Here is a 14,841-nt window from a genome sequence, read left to right as displayed (position 1 = left end):
CCGCTGGTCGATCACGTCATGGCGACTTCGGCACGCCGCTGCTGGCCGTACGTCTGCGTGATGGCGCACTGAGATCTCCACAATGAAGCCGCCGAAGCCGAGCAGCCGAACGTCTCGTCTGACTGACGTCTGCGCGCTGGCGTCGGTCGAGGCATTGAAGCGCTACGTCAACGAAGAGACTGACAAGCCGGTCGCGCCATTGGCCGAACTCCTCGTCGAGTTGCTGATCTCCGAACCGGAGCTCTCGCCGCACCATTGCCGTCGCTGGCGCGAACCCTGCGCGCGACCGGTCTGGAGACATTCGGCGGGCATGTCGGCGTTCCGGGCGCTCCCTGGAATATGACCAGGATCCGCGGCCTGGATCGGCCCGTGGTCGCGGCGGGCACCATGGCGCTCACCATGCTGATGGCCTGGATCGACGAAGACCCTGACCATGCGCCGGCGCTGCTGCGCGACTACCTGACCCTGTCCCCTGAGGTGGTCGGCTACGTCGCTGACGAGGTGGAACGACGCGCCGCGGAAGGAGTTCGATTCGACGACCAGCTCGCAAAGTTGAGAAGCATCGCGGCGACAGGCCCGGAGCGGGCCGCCGTGACACTGCTCGCCGCCCAGGCCGCCGAAGGCGCCGGACAGTCCGGGGACGTCGCATGCTTGGTGCACGAGGCGCTCGCCGTACAGCCAGACCTTCCGGCCGCGCTGCGGATGCGGGAGAATACGCCGCCTGCCGGGGCGATGTCAGCGTCGCCGACGACTATCTCCGCCGCAGCGGTCAGCCAACTGCAGACGCACTACGTAAGGCACTCAGACGACAGCTCGCTCCGCCGAAGAGCGCGATCGGGCGCAACCAACCGTGCCCGTGCGGTTCCGGCCGCAAGTACAAGGTGTGCTGTCTCTCCACGGCGGTGCATCCGCTCGTCGACCGAGCAGAAGCGATCTATGCGCTGCTGGCCACCTACGCGCAGCGCCCCTTCGCCGGTGAGGCACTCGGTCTACTACTGACCAAAAGCGGTCAGAACCTGCAGAGCGCACTGCTCTGCGTCGACCTGCTCCTCACCGACCGCGACCTCACTGAGCGGTTCCTGCGGACTCGGGGCGACCTACTCCGGGACGACGAGCGGCAACTGCTCGAGTCCCGGCAGCAGATCCCGATCGGACTGTTCGAGGTCCGGGAGATCCGGCCAAACCTCGGTGTCACCGTACGCGCCCTTCCCGACGGCGAGCCGATCTTCCTCAAGGATCGGCTGCTCTCCGCCTCCGTACGCCACCTGGAGCTGTTGTGCGGCCGGATCCTCCATGACGGCACGCAGCCTCGCGTGCTCTCGCTTCCCACCCGTGTTCCGCGCGAGGAGCGTCGCGAGCTGATCGGCCTGCTCGCCGGACGACAGTCGGCGGAGCAGCTCGCGGAGTTCTTCGCCCCGCGCCCCGAGCCGTACCTGCGTAACGGCGACGGCCACGACTACTGTCGACACCGAGGTGGTCTGGGTGGTGCCGCACGAGCCTATGTTCTGGTCACTGCTGACCGACCGGCTGCTGCGCGCCGCGCAGCGCATCGGGCGCTGTTGGCCGAGCTTCGAGCGGCCGCTGCGGGCGCAGACAGCGTCGAGCTCGTTCGGCGAGAGCTCGACCGTGCCATCTTCGTCCCAGGCTTCGTGGACGAAGACGAAGTGGCCACGTACGCCGCGGGCATCGACCGGGCATTGGAACTGCTCGCCGGGCTCATCGACTCCGGGCACGCCACGCAGGCCGCAGAGCTGGCCCAGCATGCTCGCGCTGATGCACGACAATGCAGACTCGGTCAACTACGAGTGCGAACTGGAATATTACGCTCAGGAGCTGCACCGCGCAGCCTGGCTGAGGGCCGGGGTGGACCCTCGCGCGCTGGCCGAGTGGCTGTTCGCCACCGTCTCGGGCGACAACTACGGGCTGTCCAACAACGCGATCTCCGACTACGCACCGGTGCTCGGTGACCAGGGTATGGTGCGGCTGCGTGCGCTGGTCGACGCCGCGCCGGCCAGCGGTCCGAACTACTCGCTGTTGCACATGGCCGAGCAGGCGGCCCGACCACTGGGCGTCGAAGCCGTGGTCGACGTACTTGCCCGCGACCTGCGGACGGCGAGACAGTACACCCGGATCTGCGAGGAGTCGGTCGACGCCGGACGAGATGAGCAGGCCCTGGAGCAGGCCCGCCGCGGGCTGGATGCCTGCAACAGCAGGACCGATCACGGCCTGCGCGAGCTGCGAGCGCTGACGGTCACGCTGTACGGCAGCATCGGCAGAACTGGGGAGGCCGTGGAACTGGCCTGGGAGGCGTTCGCCGACACCCCCTCGCTGGAGGCGTACAAGACCCTGTGCGAGCACGCTACGACGGAGGGCTCCTGGCCGTCGTGGCGAGAGCGGGCGCTGGCCGTCCTCGAAGCTCAGCCCCGCATCGACGACACTCCTCCCTCTCCATATGGCTACCGTCCGCCCGGCCATTCGACCCTGATCCACGTGCTCTTGTGGGAAGGCGAAGACGAGGCCGCCTGGAGTGCCGCACAACGAGGAGGCTGCGCCGACGGCCTACGGCTGGGACTCGCTCGGCGTAGGGCCCTCACCCATCCCGAAGACGCCGTTCCCGTGTTCCACCGACTGATCGAGGCGGCAGTCGCCCTGACTCAACGGGACGGCTACGACCGCACCCTGAGCATGCTGGGCGAGCTGCGTTCCTGCCACCAACGCATGAACAGCCTGGACGAGTTCGATGCCTACGTGACACGTCTAAGGAATGCCAATAGACGCAAGCACCGTTTCGCCGCCCGCCTGGAGAAGGCACTCACCTCTGCGCGAGCAGGAGGCGAGTGGTGAGGGCGAACGGATGTGCAATTGGTTCGCCTCCCCCTCGGACACACACCGATCGCACATGGGCAACCTGGTGAAGCTCATCCGGCCCGCACGCGCTCCCGAGCCAGCCGTCGACCTCGTCAAGAACCTCCGTCTCCCGCAGGTAGACGACCTTGGGACGATCGAGATCGTTGACGATCGAGTACCGGGGCGTGGGCACCGCGCCGAACACCTATGCCGACTGCTTATCTCGCCCAACGCTCTGCCGGATATGTACAGGTGCCAGGGAAACCCCAATGAGCAGCACTATAAGGATATAAGCCGCAGATCGACGCGCGCGCCGACGTTCCAGCGACTCACGTCAATCACGGGAACCTTGCGCCACCATCCCGAGACTCCAATCCATTTTCGGGAGCAAGCGGACAAAATATCCCAAACATATACCCTGAGGGCTATTTAAAGCTCGCCACAGGGAATTTCAGGGTGTAGCTTCTAAAAGCTTTACATTGAGGACTACAAGGCGCATAACCCGTGATAAGAGATCATCTCCCCGCTAGATGGCCCGTTGGCACCCTTATGGACAGGCTCAGCCCAGAGGACGGGACGGAACTTCTAGCCCTCGCGCCGTCGTCCCCACGAGAAGCGGGCGAACCGCTCATATATCAAGGAGATCGAGGGAGATCCGAGGTCTATCTACTGAGGTCCATCCCCGGTCAGCGGCTCACGGCCTGCGTGAAGGTGACGGCCTACCTGGAATCCGGCGGGGCGGCCATGCTGGGCATCCGCGTCAGCGGCGACGTGGTCGGCGAGCTGGCAGCTCTGCGCAGACAGCCGAGATCGGCCATGGTGACCACGTGCAGTCCGATGTTGGTGCACGTCATCCGCGCACAGGCGTTCACCGACTTCCTCGATCGCCACCCGGCGGCATGGAATGCAGTGGCCAGAATGATCGCCGACCGGCTCGACTGGGCCAATCGGAGAAGAACTGACTTCGCCCAGTTCAGCGTGCCTGTACGGGTCGCAAACGTGCTCGTGGAGATCTCCAGCCGACACGGAGTCGACAGGGTCGACGGAAAACGGGACCTCGGAGTCGATCTCACCCATGAGGAGATCGCCAATCTTGTCGGGGCCAGAAAAGACGCCGTCTTCAAAGCTATCCGACGATTCAAAGACCTTGAACTGATCGACCCCAGTCATCGCCGGAAGATCATCATCGACCCGATCGGTCTGGCCAATTTCCGGTAAAGCGTACTGGTACGTCTTGAGGCGATGTGATCTTCGCCAGACTCTGTCCCCGGCGATCTCCCCGACCACCCTGGTCGATCTTCAACCACAAGGTGACGTGATGCTTGATTCTGATTTCAGCCGCCGCTTGGTCGTGGCGGTCGATGCGGAAGGATATGGCCGCGGCGATGACCTACGGCATGACTCGATCCAGTCGGGCCTGGCCCAGGTCATGGACCGTGGCGCGCGAGAGGCCGGCCTACGCCGCGAGACCTGGACCCGCCAGGAGGCCGGCGACGGTGAGGTCATTGTCCTCCCCGAAGGGGAGCCCGAGCTCCGAGTTATCGACGATCTGGTCCGTCGCGTGCGCAAGGCCCTCCATGACCACAACCGCGAACGTCGGGACGACGCTCGACTGCGACTACGCATCTCTATCGGCCATGGGGTCGTGAAACGTGGCGCGTTGGGCTTCGTCGGCCAGGTCGTGGTGACCACCTGCCGGTTGCTCGACGCGAAGGCCGCCCGTACCGCCCTGAAGGTGAACCCGCGCGCCGACCTGGTGCTGATCCTCACCGATCGGCTCTACGAGGACGTCGTCCGACAACTCCACACTTCTTACCGACCAGAGTCCTTCACCCGGCTGGAAGTGCCGACCAAGGAACGCACCGAGATCGCCTGGATGTGGATCCCCTCAGAAGACCTGGACCAGAAGGGAACTCTCAACATGGACAACTTGCCCGAGGTCGCCGACACCCTGTGGGCTCTGATCGCTGGTGGCGCGCTCGAACGTCTGGGCGCCTACGGCACCGAGACCGGACTCGGTGGTGCCCGGAAACTGCTCGCGAAGATCAAGGAGTTCCGGTCCGAGCATGGCCGACCGGCCAACCCGGAGTCGCGCGATGACCTGCTGGAGTCCCTAGAAAAGCTGGTGCGTGTCGATGCCACCGCGAAGCAGTTCGCGCAGCAGTTCAACGCCGAGCAGATGACAGTCAATCTGATCACCGCCCCCATTTCCGGTGAGGAGATCAACTTTGGCATCCGAAACTGACTCGCCGGCCGAGGGAGTCCTGCTCGGTGAAGAAGCCACGCCAGTCGACTTGACTGATCAGGCCGAGGCGACGGACGAGATTTTCGCGCAGGTCTCCCAGGTCCAGACCGTCATCAACCACATCCACGGCAACATCGACGGAGCCTCTTTCGGCATCTCGGGTTCCCGCCCCAAGTCTCGCCGCACATCCGGCCCCGTATCCCAGTACGAAATGGCCGAGGCCCGCACCTGCTACGTGCGCCACGACATCTACAAGGCCGCTGCCGAACAGCTGGAGAGCGGCAACATGGTGGCCTTGATCGGCAATGCCGGCACGGGCCGCCGGACGGCGGCGCTCAATCTGCTTCATGACTTCGTCGGGGGGCGGCGCGAAGTGGTGGTGGAGCTCAGCCCGGCCTACACGCTGGAAAAGCTGGCCGCCCGCGAATACCGGAAGGCACACGGCTATTTGCTGTGCGACTGGCCCAAGGACGACGTTGACGGGAGCGTCGCCGACTTTCACGTACGGGAGATCAGGCGCCGCGTGCGCGATGCCGGGGCTTACCTGGTGGTCACGGGGACGGCTACTTCGCTGCCCGAAGGAGACCAAATACCCTGGCTACCGCCACCGGCCTGCGACGTCCTGAAGGCTTACCGGGTAGCCTCTGAGGTCGCTGATGAGGCGGCCACCCAGATCACCACCGACCATGCCATGACCGACGTGGTGACACTGGCGCGCGAGCTGGCCTCAGGGGTTCCGTTGGACAAAGCGCTCGGCAGGCTGGAGTCCGCCGGGCGACGCGACGTGGTCGCCTGGTTCGATGGCCCGCGTACTCGAGGTGAGCTCTTCGAGATGGCCGCCATGGCCTTCACCGCTGGCCTTTCGGAAAGCGGCTTCGAGTCGTTGCTCGCCCTGCTGGAGTCGATCGCCGGTATCGGCATGGAAAACGCGGATGCCATCTCGGCGGATGATCCGATGCCGAGCCGCCGCCTGCTCCGGGTGGCAGAGGGCTCGCTTTTCAGTCTGTCGCCGGGACGCAGACTGGAGTTCAAGGTCGAGGGTCACCGAACACATGTGATGCGAGAGCTGTACCAGCGACACGGCATGCGGTTGTGGGATCCGGTCACCGAATGGCTACATGAGTGCGCCAATCTACGCGACCCGAGCGTACAGGCGGAGATCGCCAGGGGCGTGGCGGTTCTGGCCTCCGTCGCGGACTACTCGTACGTCGAAAGCACCTTTCTCACCCCATGGGCCCGCGGAACGGGCGTCATGCGCAGGCAGGCCACCGCCGCAATGGCCATCTCATGGTTGTGCCTGGACGAGACGACCCGTCCGGAGGTTCTGCGTACGGTCAGCTTGTGGACGAGGGCGTCCGCCGCCAGACCCAAATTCACCGCCACCCTTGCCTGGTCCGGCGAGCTGGGCATCCGGTTCCCGCTGGAGGCTACCCGGATGCTTTGGCTGCAGATCAGAAACAGTGAGAAGCCTGTCCGGCATGCGGAGATTGCGCTGGCCCGTCTGTTCGCAGCGCTGACCGAGGCCACCGGCAACGCCCTCCCGATGCTCGACCGGCTGGCGCATCAGATCAGCAACGACAGGCGGATCGGCCGTGCGGTCGACCCGCAGATTCGGGCGATCTTGGGCGTCCTGTCGGCTCGCCCGGACGGTGTCAGGACCCCCACAGTCACCGCTCACCTGCGCAGTCGCCCTGAATCAGCTGCCCCCCTCGCCAAACTTTGGTCCGCGGTTCTGGTCAAGCGCCCTCACCGCAAGGATGCACTGGCCGCCCTGTACGACGCCGTCTGCGCCTTCGACGAGCGCGATGACGATGACCGCGACCGTGTCCGTGCCCTGTTCGCAGCGCTCGTGGAGACGCTCCCTGCGAAGGAACGGCCGTTGCTGGCCCATGACCTGCGGCGTTACGCCATCTCCCGCAACACCGACGAGAACCGGCTGGAGCTTCTCCTGTCCTTGCTCCGAATCTTCTTGAGCCCGGCTGCACTGTCCTTCAACACCACCGGAAAGCGTCCATGAGCTACCCCGTGATCAGCCAGATTCCCCTTGATCCTGTCGCCAAGCAAGGGTTCCTGAGTAAACCCCGGCGCCCGATCTCCAGCCTGCCCCGCCAGCTCCCACACCAGCGGCTCGTCTTCGAGTACGACGGTACGTTCGTACTGGGCGACCGGCGGCTGCGCGGTGATGAACCGCACGTGCTGCACGGCAGCAGCGTCAGCGTCGTGGACGTGGCCAAGGACCACCCGGTGACGATCCACGTGTCGATCAACTCCTCCGGTGCCCACGACTTCACGGTCGCGGTGCAGTTCCGCTGCACGGTCGACGAACCGATCGAAGTGGTGCGCGCCGGCCTGACCGACGTCACCGAGCACCTGGTCACCTACATCCGGGCCTACCACAAGCTCTTCGAACTCGGCCGAAGCCATGGGCTGCACGAGGCCCACGAGTTGTGGACGATCGTGCATGCCCAGGTGAAGGCTTACACGACCCTGGTGCCATGTGTACTGCCCGGCATGTCGGCCGAGTTCACCGGCCTCGACGTGTACGCCCCCGACGAGATCGCCCACGGGCGGCGGCGCTACGAAACCAGCCTGCACAACATTCAGGGCGACCACGGCCTCCGCGACGCCAAACGCAAGCTCGACCGTGACTTCGAACTCGATGAGCAGGATTACCTGCACGCCAAGGGCCACGGCGCCAATGACTTCACCCGGCAGGAGGCGGCCCTCGACCGGGCTCAGCAGATCAACGAGGCCACGAAGGTCAGGGACTTCCTGAACAGCGGTCCGGGCGCCGCCGACGGCCTGTACGCCACCGTGCACGGTCTCAGCGACCAGCAGGTCGCCGACCGTTACGCCGCCTTGGGCGACCGCGAATACAGCAGTATCCAGCGCGGGATCCAGCAAGAACACGAGTTGCAGGTCGTTCAGGCCCGCGCCCGGGCCGACGTCGTCCGGGCAGCGATTGCCCAGGGCCTGTTCAACGAGACAACCGGCAAGGAACTGCTTGCCAGCTTCGACGACGTCGAGCCTGAGGCGGAGGTGAAGGACCTCGAAGGACCCACTTACGAGGCCCGTGCCGAGGTGACGGCGGGCGACACCGACGACGATTTCTTCATGGAGGAGGACGTCCGTGGTTGACATTCTCCACGGGTTCAAGACGGCCGAGCAGCACGGATGGCACCCTCAACGTCGGGAACGACTCACTCCCAGTGCGTTCTTGCGCCGGTTCACCGGAGTCGACGAGAAGATCCTCGCAAGTGTCCCGCAGGAACGTTCCCGCTACACCAGCCTCGGCGGAGTCGTGGTCAGCACCGCACTCATCGCGGGCACCTCCATGCTGGGCGCGCTGACCCTGCTCTCGCGGGTGTCCCTGCTCTACCTGGTGCCGGTGGCGGTGCTTTGGGGCCTGATCATCGCCAACGTCGATCGATTCCTCATCACCAGCCTTCACGGCGACAATGACGGCTGGTCCCGCTGGGGCAACGTGCTCATCCGCCTTGCCCTCGCTGTTGTCATCGGGATCTTCATCGCCGAACCCCTGACCCTGAAGATCTTCCAGGAACGGCTCGACCGGCAGATCATGGTGGAACGCGACCAGGCGATCAGCCTGACTGAAAGCCGGTACGAGCAGTGCAACCCCCGTAGAGGGTCAGCTCCTTCGGGTGTCGACTGCACCGGTTATCTCCTAAACAGCGGCGACAAGGCACTCGCCGTCGACGGCAACATGACGGAGAGGCAGGGCATTCTTAAGGCTGCGGAAGATCGACTGGCGGCGGACATAGAACGGCGTAGATCACTGGAGGGACGCCGCGACCGGGAGTGTTTTGGCGTCAAGGTTCGGGACCGGACCACGGGCGTGCCCGGCAACGGACCCGAGTGCAAGGCCCGGAACAATGAACTCAACGCCTTCCTCGCTACCCATGACATTTCCCAGCAGCAGGCAGAGGTGGCGGAACTGAAGACGAAACTCGGCTCTCTCGCGGCCGATCGCGCCAGCGCCGAAGCGGAACGCGCCGCGACTCTCAGCAAGAAGATCGCCGAGCACGTCGAGGAGAAGAAGCGGGCCTACACCGACATCGGCCTGCTCGACCGATGGGAGGCCCTGGGCACGGTCGCCGGCCAGAGCGGCATGGTCAACTTCGCGCACTGGTTGTTACGCATCATCTTCGTCCTGCTCGACTGCATGCCAATCATCTCGAAGATGCTGAACGGCAAGACCGAGTATGACCGCCTTCTCACTCAGGAGCTGCGCGCGGGCTCAGCCTGTCATGAAGCCCAACTGAACTTCGCTACCAGGCAGACGACCGGCGAGTACGACATCAGGCTGCGCGAGGAGGAGCGCCGACTGAAAGCCGAACGCGGCCGGATCGACCGAAATCAGCGCGTCGACGAGGCATCCAGAGACGATGAGATCGACCGCCTCGCACGTACCTTGATGACCTCGATGTCCACGCAACGATAACGACCGGCGCCTCTATCTCCTCGGATCGTGAGCCCCCTCGAAGACGCCACACATCACTTCCTCTCCTTCCCATTGGTCGGCCCCCCTGTTTCTTGACACCTTCTTCCTCCGCACCTGCGAAGCTGCGAAGGAGGTCTGTCCAATCAACGGCTCTGTCGCAGATTCGGTAGTGACGGAACGTCCCGGCACGTAACGGTAAGCCGTGCATGATCTCGACGAGCTTGTGAATGCGCTGTTCTCCGGATTATCGCCGCTGGTCGTGGAGGATGTGGCGGACGAGGGCGAGTGGATCCGGGTGCGGGCGCGAACCCCGGACGGGCCGGTCGCCTGTCCGGGCTGCGGCGCCGAGAAGGCGCGCGTGCACGGCTATCACGAGCGGAGCGTTGCCGATGTCCCGGTCGACGCACGCCGCGTGCTGGTGGTGGTGCGGACCGCGCTGGCCGTGCGGCTGTCCCGGCATACCGCGCTGCGCATCCTGCTGCGCCTGCCCCTGCCCCAGCCACGAGTGCCCCGAGTGGTGGGAGTGGATGACTTCGCCCTACGCCGACGCCACCGCTACGCCACCGTGCTGATCGATGCCGAGACCCGCGAGCGCATCGACGTCCTGCCCGGCCGCACCGCCGATGTCCTGGAGACTTGGCTGCGCGCCCATCCCGGAGTGCAGATCGTGTGCCGGGACGGCTCCGGCGCCTATGCCGAAGCGATCCGCCGCGCGCTGCCGGAGGTCGTCCAGGTCGCCGACCGCTGGCACCTGTGGCACAACTTCGGCGAGGCCGTTTTGAAAGAGGTCGCCGGTCACAGCGCCTGCTGGGCCAAGGCCGGACCGCCCCTGCGGGACGGCACGCGCGCCCAGACCACCCGCGAGCGCTGGCATCAGGTCCACGACCTGCTCGGCAAAGGTGTCGGCCTGCTGGAATGCGCGCGCCGGCTGAACCTGTCCCTCAACACGGTCAAACGCTACGCACGCGTGAGCGAACCGACGCGTCTACACCGTGCTCCGCAGTACCGGCCCACCCTCGTCGATCCCTACCGCGACCACCTTCGGCGCCGGCGCAGCCAGGACCCAGCCGTTCCCGTCCTGCACCTGTTCAACGAGATCAAGGCCCTCGGCTACGCGGGCAGCTTCAACCTTCTCTACCGCTACATCACCCAGGGCCGGGTCGAGGCCGACCGCCTGCCCATCTCCCCACGCCACCTGGCCCGCCTCCTGCTCACCCGGCCCGATGACCTCAAAGACGAGCACCGGTGCCTGCTGGACGACCTCATCGCCGCCTGTCCGGAGATGATCGATCTGGCCGGGCTCGTCCGCGGCTTCGCAGGCCTGCTGCGACCGTGTGAGGGAAACGCGGACCGTCTCGACGCGTGGATCGCCACCGCCCGCGCTGCGGATCTCCCTCATCTGCACGCCTTCGTTCGCGGTCTTGACCAGGACCGCGACGCCGTCCTAGCCGCCGTCACCTTGCCGTTCCACAACGGAGGCACCGAAGGCGTGAACACCAAGACAAAGCGGATCATGCGCCAGATGCACGGTCGGGCCGGCTTCGCGCTGCTCCGCCACCGCATCCTCTTGGCCTAACTCTCGGTCACCAACGAAAGAGAGACAGAGCCGAATCTGCGACAGAGCCGTTGATTGGACAGACCCTTCGTATGGATCCTCAGGTGACCTGGATGCGGCCGTCTGACCGGGCGAAATCGGTGTCCACAGCGCTCACCTCTACGCGAGCAGGAGGCGGGTGGTGAGGGTGAACGGATGTGCAATTGGTTCGTCTCCCCCCTCGGACACACACTTTGGTACGTGCTGGGCCTGGCTTCAGCTACGACAATCCTCTGTGAGGGGTCGTAGACGAGGTGCAGGCCCATTTGCGTTTATAGGTCGCTTCGGTCGGCTGGATCCGCCTCCTTCAGGACGTCTGTCGTCTCGGCCAGTCGTGGGATCAGCTCCATGATCTCCCTCTCGGTGGTCTCCCTCTTGCGATCGATGACGCGTAGCTGTCCTTCCGCCTTGAGCCGCTCGGCCCGTGTCTCGGCCATCCACTTGCCGATCCCCTGGGGATCTCCGCCCGCATCCGGAGCCGACCGGTGGCGGGCCATCCGGCGATCCCAGACGAGCATCTCCGCGGGCGTGGGGGCGATGCCCTAGTCGCATCTAGGCCACGCCCCAACCCGACACAAGTCATATCCAAGGGGTGTTGCCTAGCCTCGCCCTGGACGCTAGACCGGGAGCGTCCAGGTATCGAGATGCGTACGCAAGATGCACCTCAGTTCTTCCCGGCTTTCCACGGCGAAGTATCAAGGAATTTCTCATGCAGATCGGATACGCAGTCCCGCAGTACGGCGCCTTCGCCGACCCGGATTTCATCCGGCAGGCCAGCGCGGATCTGGAGGCCATGGGCTATAGCAGCCTGTGGGCGGGTGATCGAATTATGCTGCCGCTCGCCCCCAGCGATCCCTACCCGGGAGGAGACGGCGAGGTCCCCCCGGCCTTCGCGACGTTCTTCGACCCGCTGACCGCATTGACGCTGGCCGCCGTCAGCACTCGGGAAGTCCGGCTGGGAACCAGCACGCTCAACGCGCTGTGGCAACCGCCGGTCCTGCTCGCCCGCATGCTGACCTCGCTCGACCTGCTCAGCCATGGGCGGCTGGACGTCGGCATCGGTCTCGGCTGGTTGCGTGACGAATACACCGCGACCGGGGTGCCCTGGCAGGGGAGGGGAGACCGGCTCGAAGAGACGCTCGACGTGATGGAGGCCGTCTGGAGCAGTGAGGTGGTCGAGCACAAGGGCGCGCTCTGGACCGTGCCGCCGTCGCACATCGACCTCAAGCCCTTCCAGCGGCCGCGCCCCCCGATCCTGCTCGCCGGTTACACGCCCTCGGCTCTGGAGAGGATCGGCAGGCGAGCCGACGGCTGGCTGAGCGCGGCGATACCCATGCCCTATCTGACCTCCCTGTGGGATATGGCGCTGCAGAGCGCGGCACGCGTCGACCGGGACCCGTCGGCCCTGCGAATGGTGGTGCGCGTCAATCCGAAGATCACCGATTCTCCCGCGCCCGACGACCAGGTGCCGCACGTCGGAACCGTGCAGCAGATCGGTGGCTACCTGCTGACCCTCGCCCAGGCCGGTGCCCACGAGGCGTTCATCGACCTGCAGACGACGACGTCTTCGCGCGATCAGTTCATGGACGTCGCGCATGAGCTCATCACCAGGCTGCACGCCGGCTGAGCCTGCGCCCAGCCCACGCTCGGCGCCGTCCTGACGGTCGAGGAGCGCGGAGGCGGGCCTTGACGGCGTGGCGGTCGTTGACGAGCTTCACGAGGCGTCCCTTCAGCTGGGTGGGAGTTCACGCGGCGTGCCGTCTGTTCAGGCCGGACAACTGCCAGGCCAGCCGGGTGCGGACGGCGGGAATGCGGCCGGCCACGGCGAGGAGGAGATTGCGCAGCACGCGGCGGCCGGCGGCGGCGGTGGCCAGCTTGGTGAGCCGCCCGGCGAGGGCGACCACCTGCTCGGCCTGCGGGCGGCGGGTGGCGGCGTAGGAGTCGAGCAGGCTTTCCGGTTCGCCGTCGAGCACCCGGGCCAGCGTCTCGCCCAGGTGTACGGCGTCGTCGATGCCCAGGTTCATGCCCTGGCCGCCGGCGGGTGAGTGCACGTGGGCGGCGTCGCCGGCCAGCAGGAGGCGGCCCCGGCGGTAGGTGTCGGCGATGCGGTGGTGGACCCGGAAGCGCGAGCTCCAGATCAGCTCCTGCACCCGCGCGGGCTCGGCCTCGGGGCCGCGGGTGTCGAGCAGGTGCTGCACGAAGGGGATGCCGGGTTCCTTGGGGGCCTCGTCCACGGTGGCGACGATGCGGTGCAGGCCGCCGGGCAGCGGGGCGACGACGACCAGTCCGGCGGGCGAGAAGTACAGGATGACCTCGTTCTGCGGCACACCGCCGGACAGGCGGACGTCGGCCAGCACGAACGACTCGGCGTAGGTGCCGCCGGTGAAGCCGATCCCGGCGCTCTGGCGGACGGTGCTGTTCAGGCCGTCGGCACCGATCAGGTAGGCGGCGCGGATCTGCTGCCCGTCCTCCAGTGTGGCGGTGACGCCGTCGGCGTCCTGCTCGACGCGGGTCACCCGGGCGGGCCTGATCACCTTGCCGCCGAGCTCTTGCAGGCGGGCCCGCAGGTGGACCTCAGTGTCGGCCTGGGAGATCATCAGGGTGTAGGGGTAAGCGGTGGGCAGGCCGCCGAAGGGCACCGGCACCAGCACCTGGTCGCGGTCGCGGATGGTGAAGACCGGAGTGGGGATGCCGTGCGCGGCCAGCCGGTCCGCCACGCCGTACGGCTCCAGAACTTCCAGGGTGCGTGCGTGCACGACGGCGGCGCGAGAGGTGTTGACGCCCTCCGCCTGCGCGTCCACGATCATGACCTGCCGGCCGCGCTGGACCAGGACGATCGCGGCGGTGAGCCCGGCGGGCCCGGCTCCGATGATGAGCACTTCGGCGTTCATGTCGCCTCCTTGGTCAACGGCTGTTGGCATGAACGTAAGCCGCGACGCTGGCAAAGTCAACAGATGTTGGCCTACACTTGTTGACATGAGGAGATCCTCCGCCGAGACCAAGGCCGTGATCCTGGCCGCGGCCCGCGAACGCTTCGCCGCCGACGGCTACGACAAGGCCACCATCAGGGCCATCGCCGCCGACGCGCGGATCGACCCGGCCATGGTGATGCGCTATTTCGGCACCAAGGAGAAGCTGTTCGCCGCCGCGGCCGAATTCGACCTGGAACTGCCCGAGCTGGCGTCGGACCAGGCCGCCGCCGGCCTGGTCCGCCACTTCCTGCGCAAGTGGGAGGCCGACGAAGGGCTGCAGGTCCTACTCCGCACTGGCGTGACGAACGAGGCCGCCGCCGAACGCATGCGGGCGATCTTCGGCGCCCAGGTCATGCCGCTCGTGATCGGCCTGACCGGCGATCCGGAGCGCGCTCCCCTGCGGGCTTCCCTGGTCGCCTCGCAACTGCTGGGGCTGGCCCTGTCCCGCTACATCCTGAAATTCCCGCCGATGGTGGCGACAACGGAGGATGAGCTCATCGCCTGGCTGAGTCCCACGATCCAGCGCTATCTCACCGAGTGAAACCACAACGCCCGCCCATCGGTCCCCGTGCGGTAGTGCCCCATCACCACGCCCGGCACCGGCTCGGTCGGCTCCGGACGGCAGTTAGAGGTCGGCCGCGCAGCGCACGTCGCCGCTACGGAACACGATGTGCTCGGTCGTCATCGCGTCGCTTCCGTGGGGAGGGCGGGCGTTGTGGTT

At 66.2% G+C, this 14,841-nt stretch carries 13 protein-coding genes and 1 pseudogene; 11 read left to right on the top strand and 3 right to left on the bottom strand.

Going from position 1 to position 14,841, the window contains the following annotated elements; genetic code table 11:
- Window positions 1–82 precede the first annotated feature (82 nt).
- Complete coding sequence (locus tag IMZ11_RS36110; RefSeq protein ID WP_228646924.1) at window positions 83–343, top strand: hypothetical protein; 261 nt, start codon at window positions 83–85, stop codon at window positions 341–343.
- Between the two features lie 304 nt (window positions 344–647).
- Window positions 648–869, top strand: a pseudogene (locus IMZ11_RS46835) (hypothetical protein); the annotation flags it as partial.
- 228 nt (window positions 870–1,097) lie between these two features.
- Here IMZ11_RS46835 and IMZ11_RS36100 read toward each other — a convergent pair.
- On the bottom strand, window positions 1,098–1,763 hold the full coding sequence (locus tag IMZ11_RS36100; protein ID WP_228646922.1) for a hypothetical protein: 666 nt from the start codon (window positions 1,761–1,763) through the stop codon (window positions 1,098–1,100).
- A 10-nt stretch (window positions 1,764–1,773) separates the two neighbouring features.
- On the opposite strand from IMZ11_RS36100, the gene IMZ11_RS36095 reads away from it, so the two are divergent.
- From IMZ11_RS36095 to IMZ11_RS36065, 7 genes are all read left to right on the top strand, one after another.
- Window positions 1,774–2,844, top strand: a complete 1,071-nt coding sequence (locus tag IMZ11_RS36095) for a hypothetical protein (RefSeq protein WP_228646921.1) — start codon at window positions 1,774–1,776, stop codon at window positions 2,842–2,844.
- 552 nt (window positions 2,845–3,396) lie between these two features.
- A complete protein-coding gene (locus IMZ11_RS36090; protein WP_228646920.1) occupies window positions 3,397–4,065 on the top strand; it encodes a Crp/Fnr family transcriptional regulator in 669 nt (222 codons plus the stop codon).
- 100 nt (window positions 4,066–4,165) lie between these two features.
- The gene (locus IMZ11_RS36085; RefSeq protein ID WP_228646919.1) at window positions 4,166–5,092 is read left to right on the top strand and encodes a hypothetical protein; all 927 of its coding nucleotides are present in this window, start codon (window positions 4,166–4,168) and stop codon (window positions 5,090–5,092) included.
- Window positions 5,076–7,109: a hypothetical protein gene (locus tag IMZ11_RS36080; protein ID WP_228646918.1), complete on the top strand. Its 2,034-nt coding sequence runs from the start codon at window positions 5,076–5,078 to the stop codon at window positions 7,107–7,109. Before IMZ11_RS36085 ends, IMZ11_RS36080 begins: the two co-directional genes overlap by 17 nt.
- Entirely contained in the window at window positions 7,106–8,230 is a 1,125-nt protein-coding gene (locus IMZ11_RS36075; RefSeq protein WP_228646917.1) for a hypothetical protein, read from the top strand. Before IMZ11_RS36080 ends, IMZ11_RS36075 begins: the two co-directional genes overlap by 4 nt.
- Window positions 8,223–9,554, top strand: a complete 1,332-nt coding sequence (locus IMZ11_RS36070; RefSeq protein ID WP_228646916.1) for a DUF4407 domain-containing protein — start codon at window positions 8,223–8,225, stop codon at window positions 9,552–9,554. Before IMZ11_RS36075 ends, IMZ11_RS36070 begins: the two co-directional genes overlap by 8 nt.
- Before the next feature lie 232 nt (window positions 9,555–9,786).
- Window positions 9,787–11,130: an ISL3 family transposase gene (locus tag IMZ11_RS36065; RefSeq protein ID WP_228646959.1), complete on the top strand. Its 1,344-nt coding sequence runs from the start codon at window positions 9,787–9,789 to the stop codon at window positions 11,128–11,130.
- Between the two features lie 290 nt (window positions 11,131–11,420).
- Here the strand turns inward: IMZ11_RS36065 and IMZ11_RS36060 are convergent, their stop codons facing one another.
- The gene (locus tag IMZ11_RS36060; protein WP_228646915.1) at window positions 11,421–11,666 is read right to left on the bottom strand and encodes a hypothetical protein; all 246 of its coding nucleotides are present in this window, start codon (window positions 11,664–11,666) and stop codon (window positions 11,421–11,423) included.
- A 191-nt stretch (window positions 11,667–11,857) separates the two neighbouring features.
- Here IMZ11_RS36060 and IMZ11_RS36055 point away from each other — a divergent pair, with 191 nt between their 5' ends.
- Window positions 11,858–12,775, top strand: a complete 918-nt coding sequence (locus IMZ11_RS36055) for a TIGR03619 family F420-dependent LLM class oxidoreductase (RefSeq protein WP_228646914.1) — start codon at window positions 11,858–11,860, stop codon at window positions 12,773–12,775.
- A 118-nt stretch (window positions 12,776–12,893) separates the two neighbouring features.
- On the opposite strand, the gene IMZ11_RS36050 is transcribed toward IMZ11_RS36055, so the two are convergent.
- A complete protein-coding gene (locus IMZ11_RS36050) occupies window positions 12,894–14,039 on the bottom strand; it encodes an FAD-dependent monooxygenase (RefSeq protein WP_228646913.1) in 1,146 nt (381 codons plus the stop codon).
- 85 nt (window positions 14,040–14,124) lie between these two features.
- On the opposite strand from IMZ11_RS36050, the gene IMZ11_RS36045 reads away from it, so the two are divergent.
- Window positions 14,125–14,661 carry a TetR family transcriptional regulator gene (locus IMZ11_RS36045; protein ID WP_228646912.1) on the top strand — a complete coding sequence of 179 codons (537 nt, stop codon included), beginning with the start codon at window positions 14,125–14,127 and terminating at the stop codon, window positions 14,659–14,661.
- Window positions 14,662–14,841 lie beyond the last annotated feature (180 nt).

It is taken from the genome of Microtetraspora sp. AC03309, from assembly GCF_020826795.1.
Taxonomy (GTDB): Bacteria; Actinomycetota; Actinomycetes; order Streptosporangiales; family Streptosporangiaceae; genus Microtetraspora; species Microtetraspora glauca.
Note: the sequence above shows the minus strand (reverse complement) of the source record. Positions and strands in the feature narration are given on the sequence as shown.

Excerpts from the sequence above, each read along its gene's own strand:
- IMZ11_RS36090 (WP_228646920.1), top strand. The coding sequence starts at position 3,397 with ATGGACAGGCTCAGCCCAGAGGACGGGACGGAACTTCTAGCCCTCGCG.
- IMZ11_RS36085 (WP_228646919.1), top strand. The coding sequence starts at position 4,166 with ATGCTTGATTCTGATTTCAGCCGCCGCTTGGTCGTGGCGGTCGATGCG.
- IMZ11_RS36075 (WP_228646917.1), top strand. The coding sequence starts at position 7,106 with ATGAGCTACCCCGTGATCAGCCAGATTCCCCTTGATCCTGTCGCCAAG.
- IMZ11_RS36095 (WP_228646921.1), top strand. The coding sequence starts at position 1,774 with ATGCACGACAATGCAGACTCGGTCAACTACGAGTGCGAACTGGAATAT.
- IMZ11_RS36055 (WP_228646914.1), top strand. The coding sequence starts at position 11,858 with ATGCAGATCGGATACGCAGTCCCGCAGTACGGCGCCTTCGCCGACCCG.
- IMZ11_RS36110 (WP_228646924.1), top strand. The coding sequence starts at position 83 with ATGAAGCCGCCGAAGCCGAGCAGCCGAACGTCTCGTCTGACTGACGTC.
- IMZ11_RS36060 (WP_228646915.1), bottom strand. The coding sequence starts at position 11,666 with ATGCTCGTCTGGGATCGCCGGATGGCCCGCCACCGGTCGGCTCCGGAT.
- IMZ11_RS36045 (WP_228646912.1), top strand. The coding sequence starts at position 14,125 with ATGAGGAGATCCTCCGCCGAGACCAAGGCCGTGATCCTGGCCGCGGCC.
- IMZ11_RS36050 (WP_228646913.1), bottom strand. The coding sequence starts at position 14,039 with ATGAACGCCGAAGTGCTCATCATCGGAGCCGGGCCCGCCGGGCTCACC.
- IMZ11_RS36100 (WP_228646922.1), bottom strand. The coding sequence starts at position 1,763 with ATGCTGGGCCAGCTCTGCGGCCTGCGTGGCGTGCCCGGAGTCGATGAG.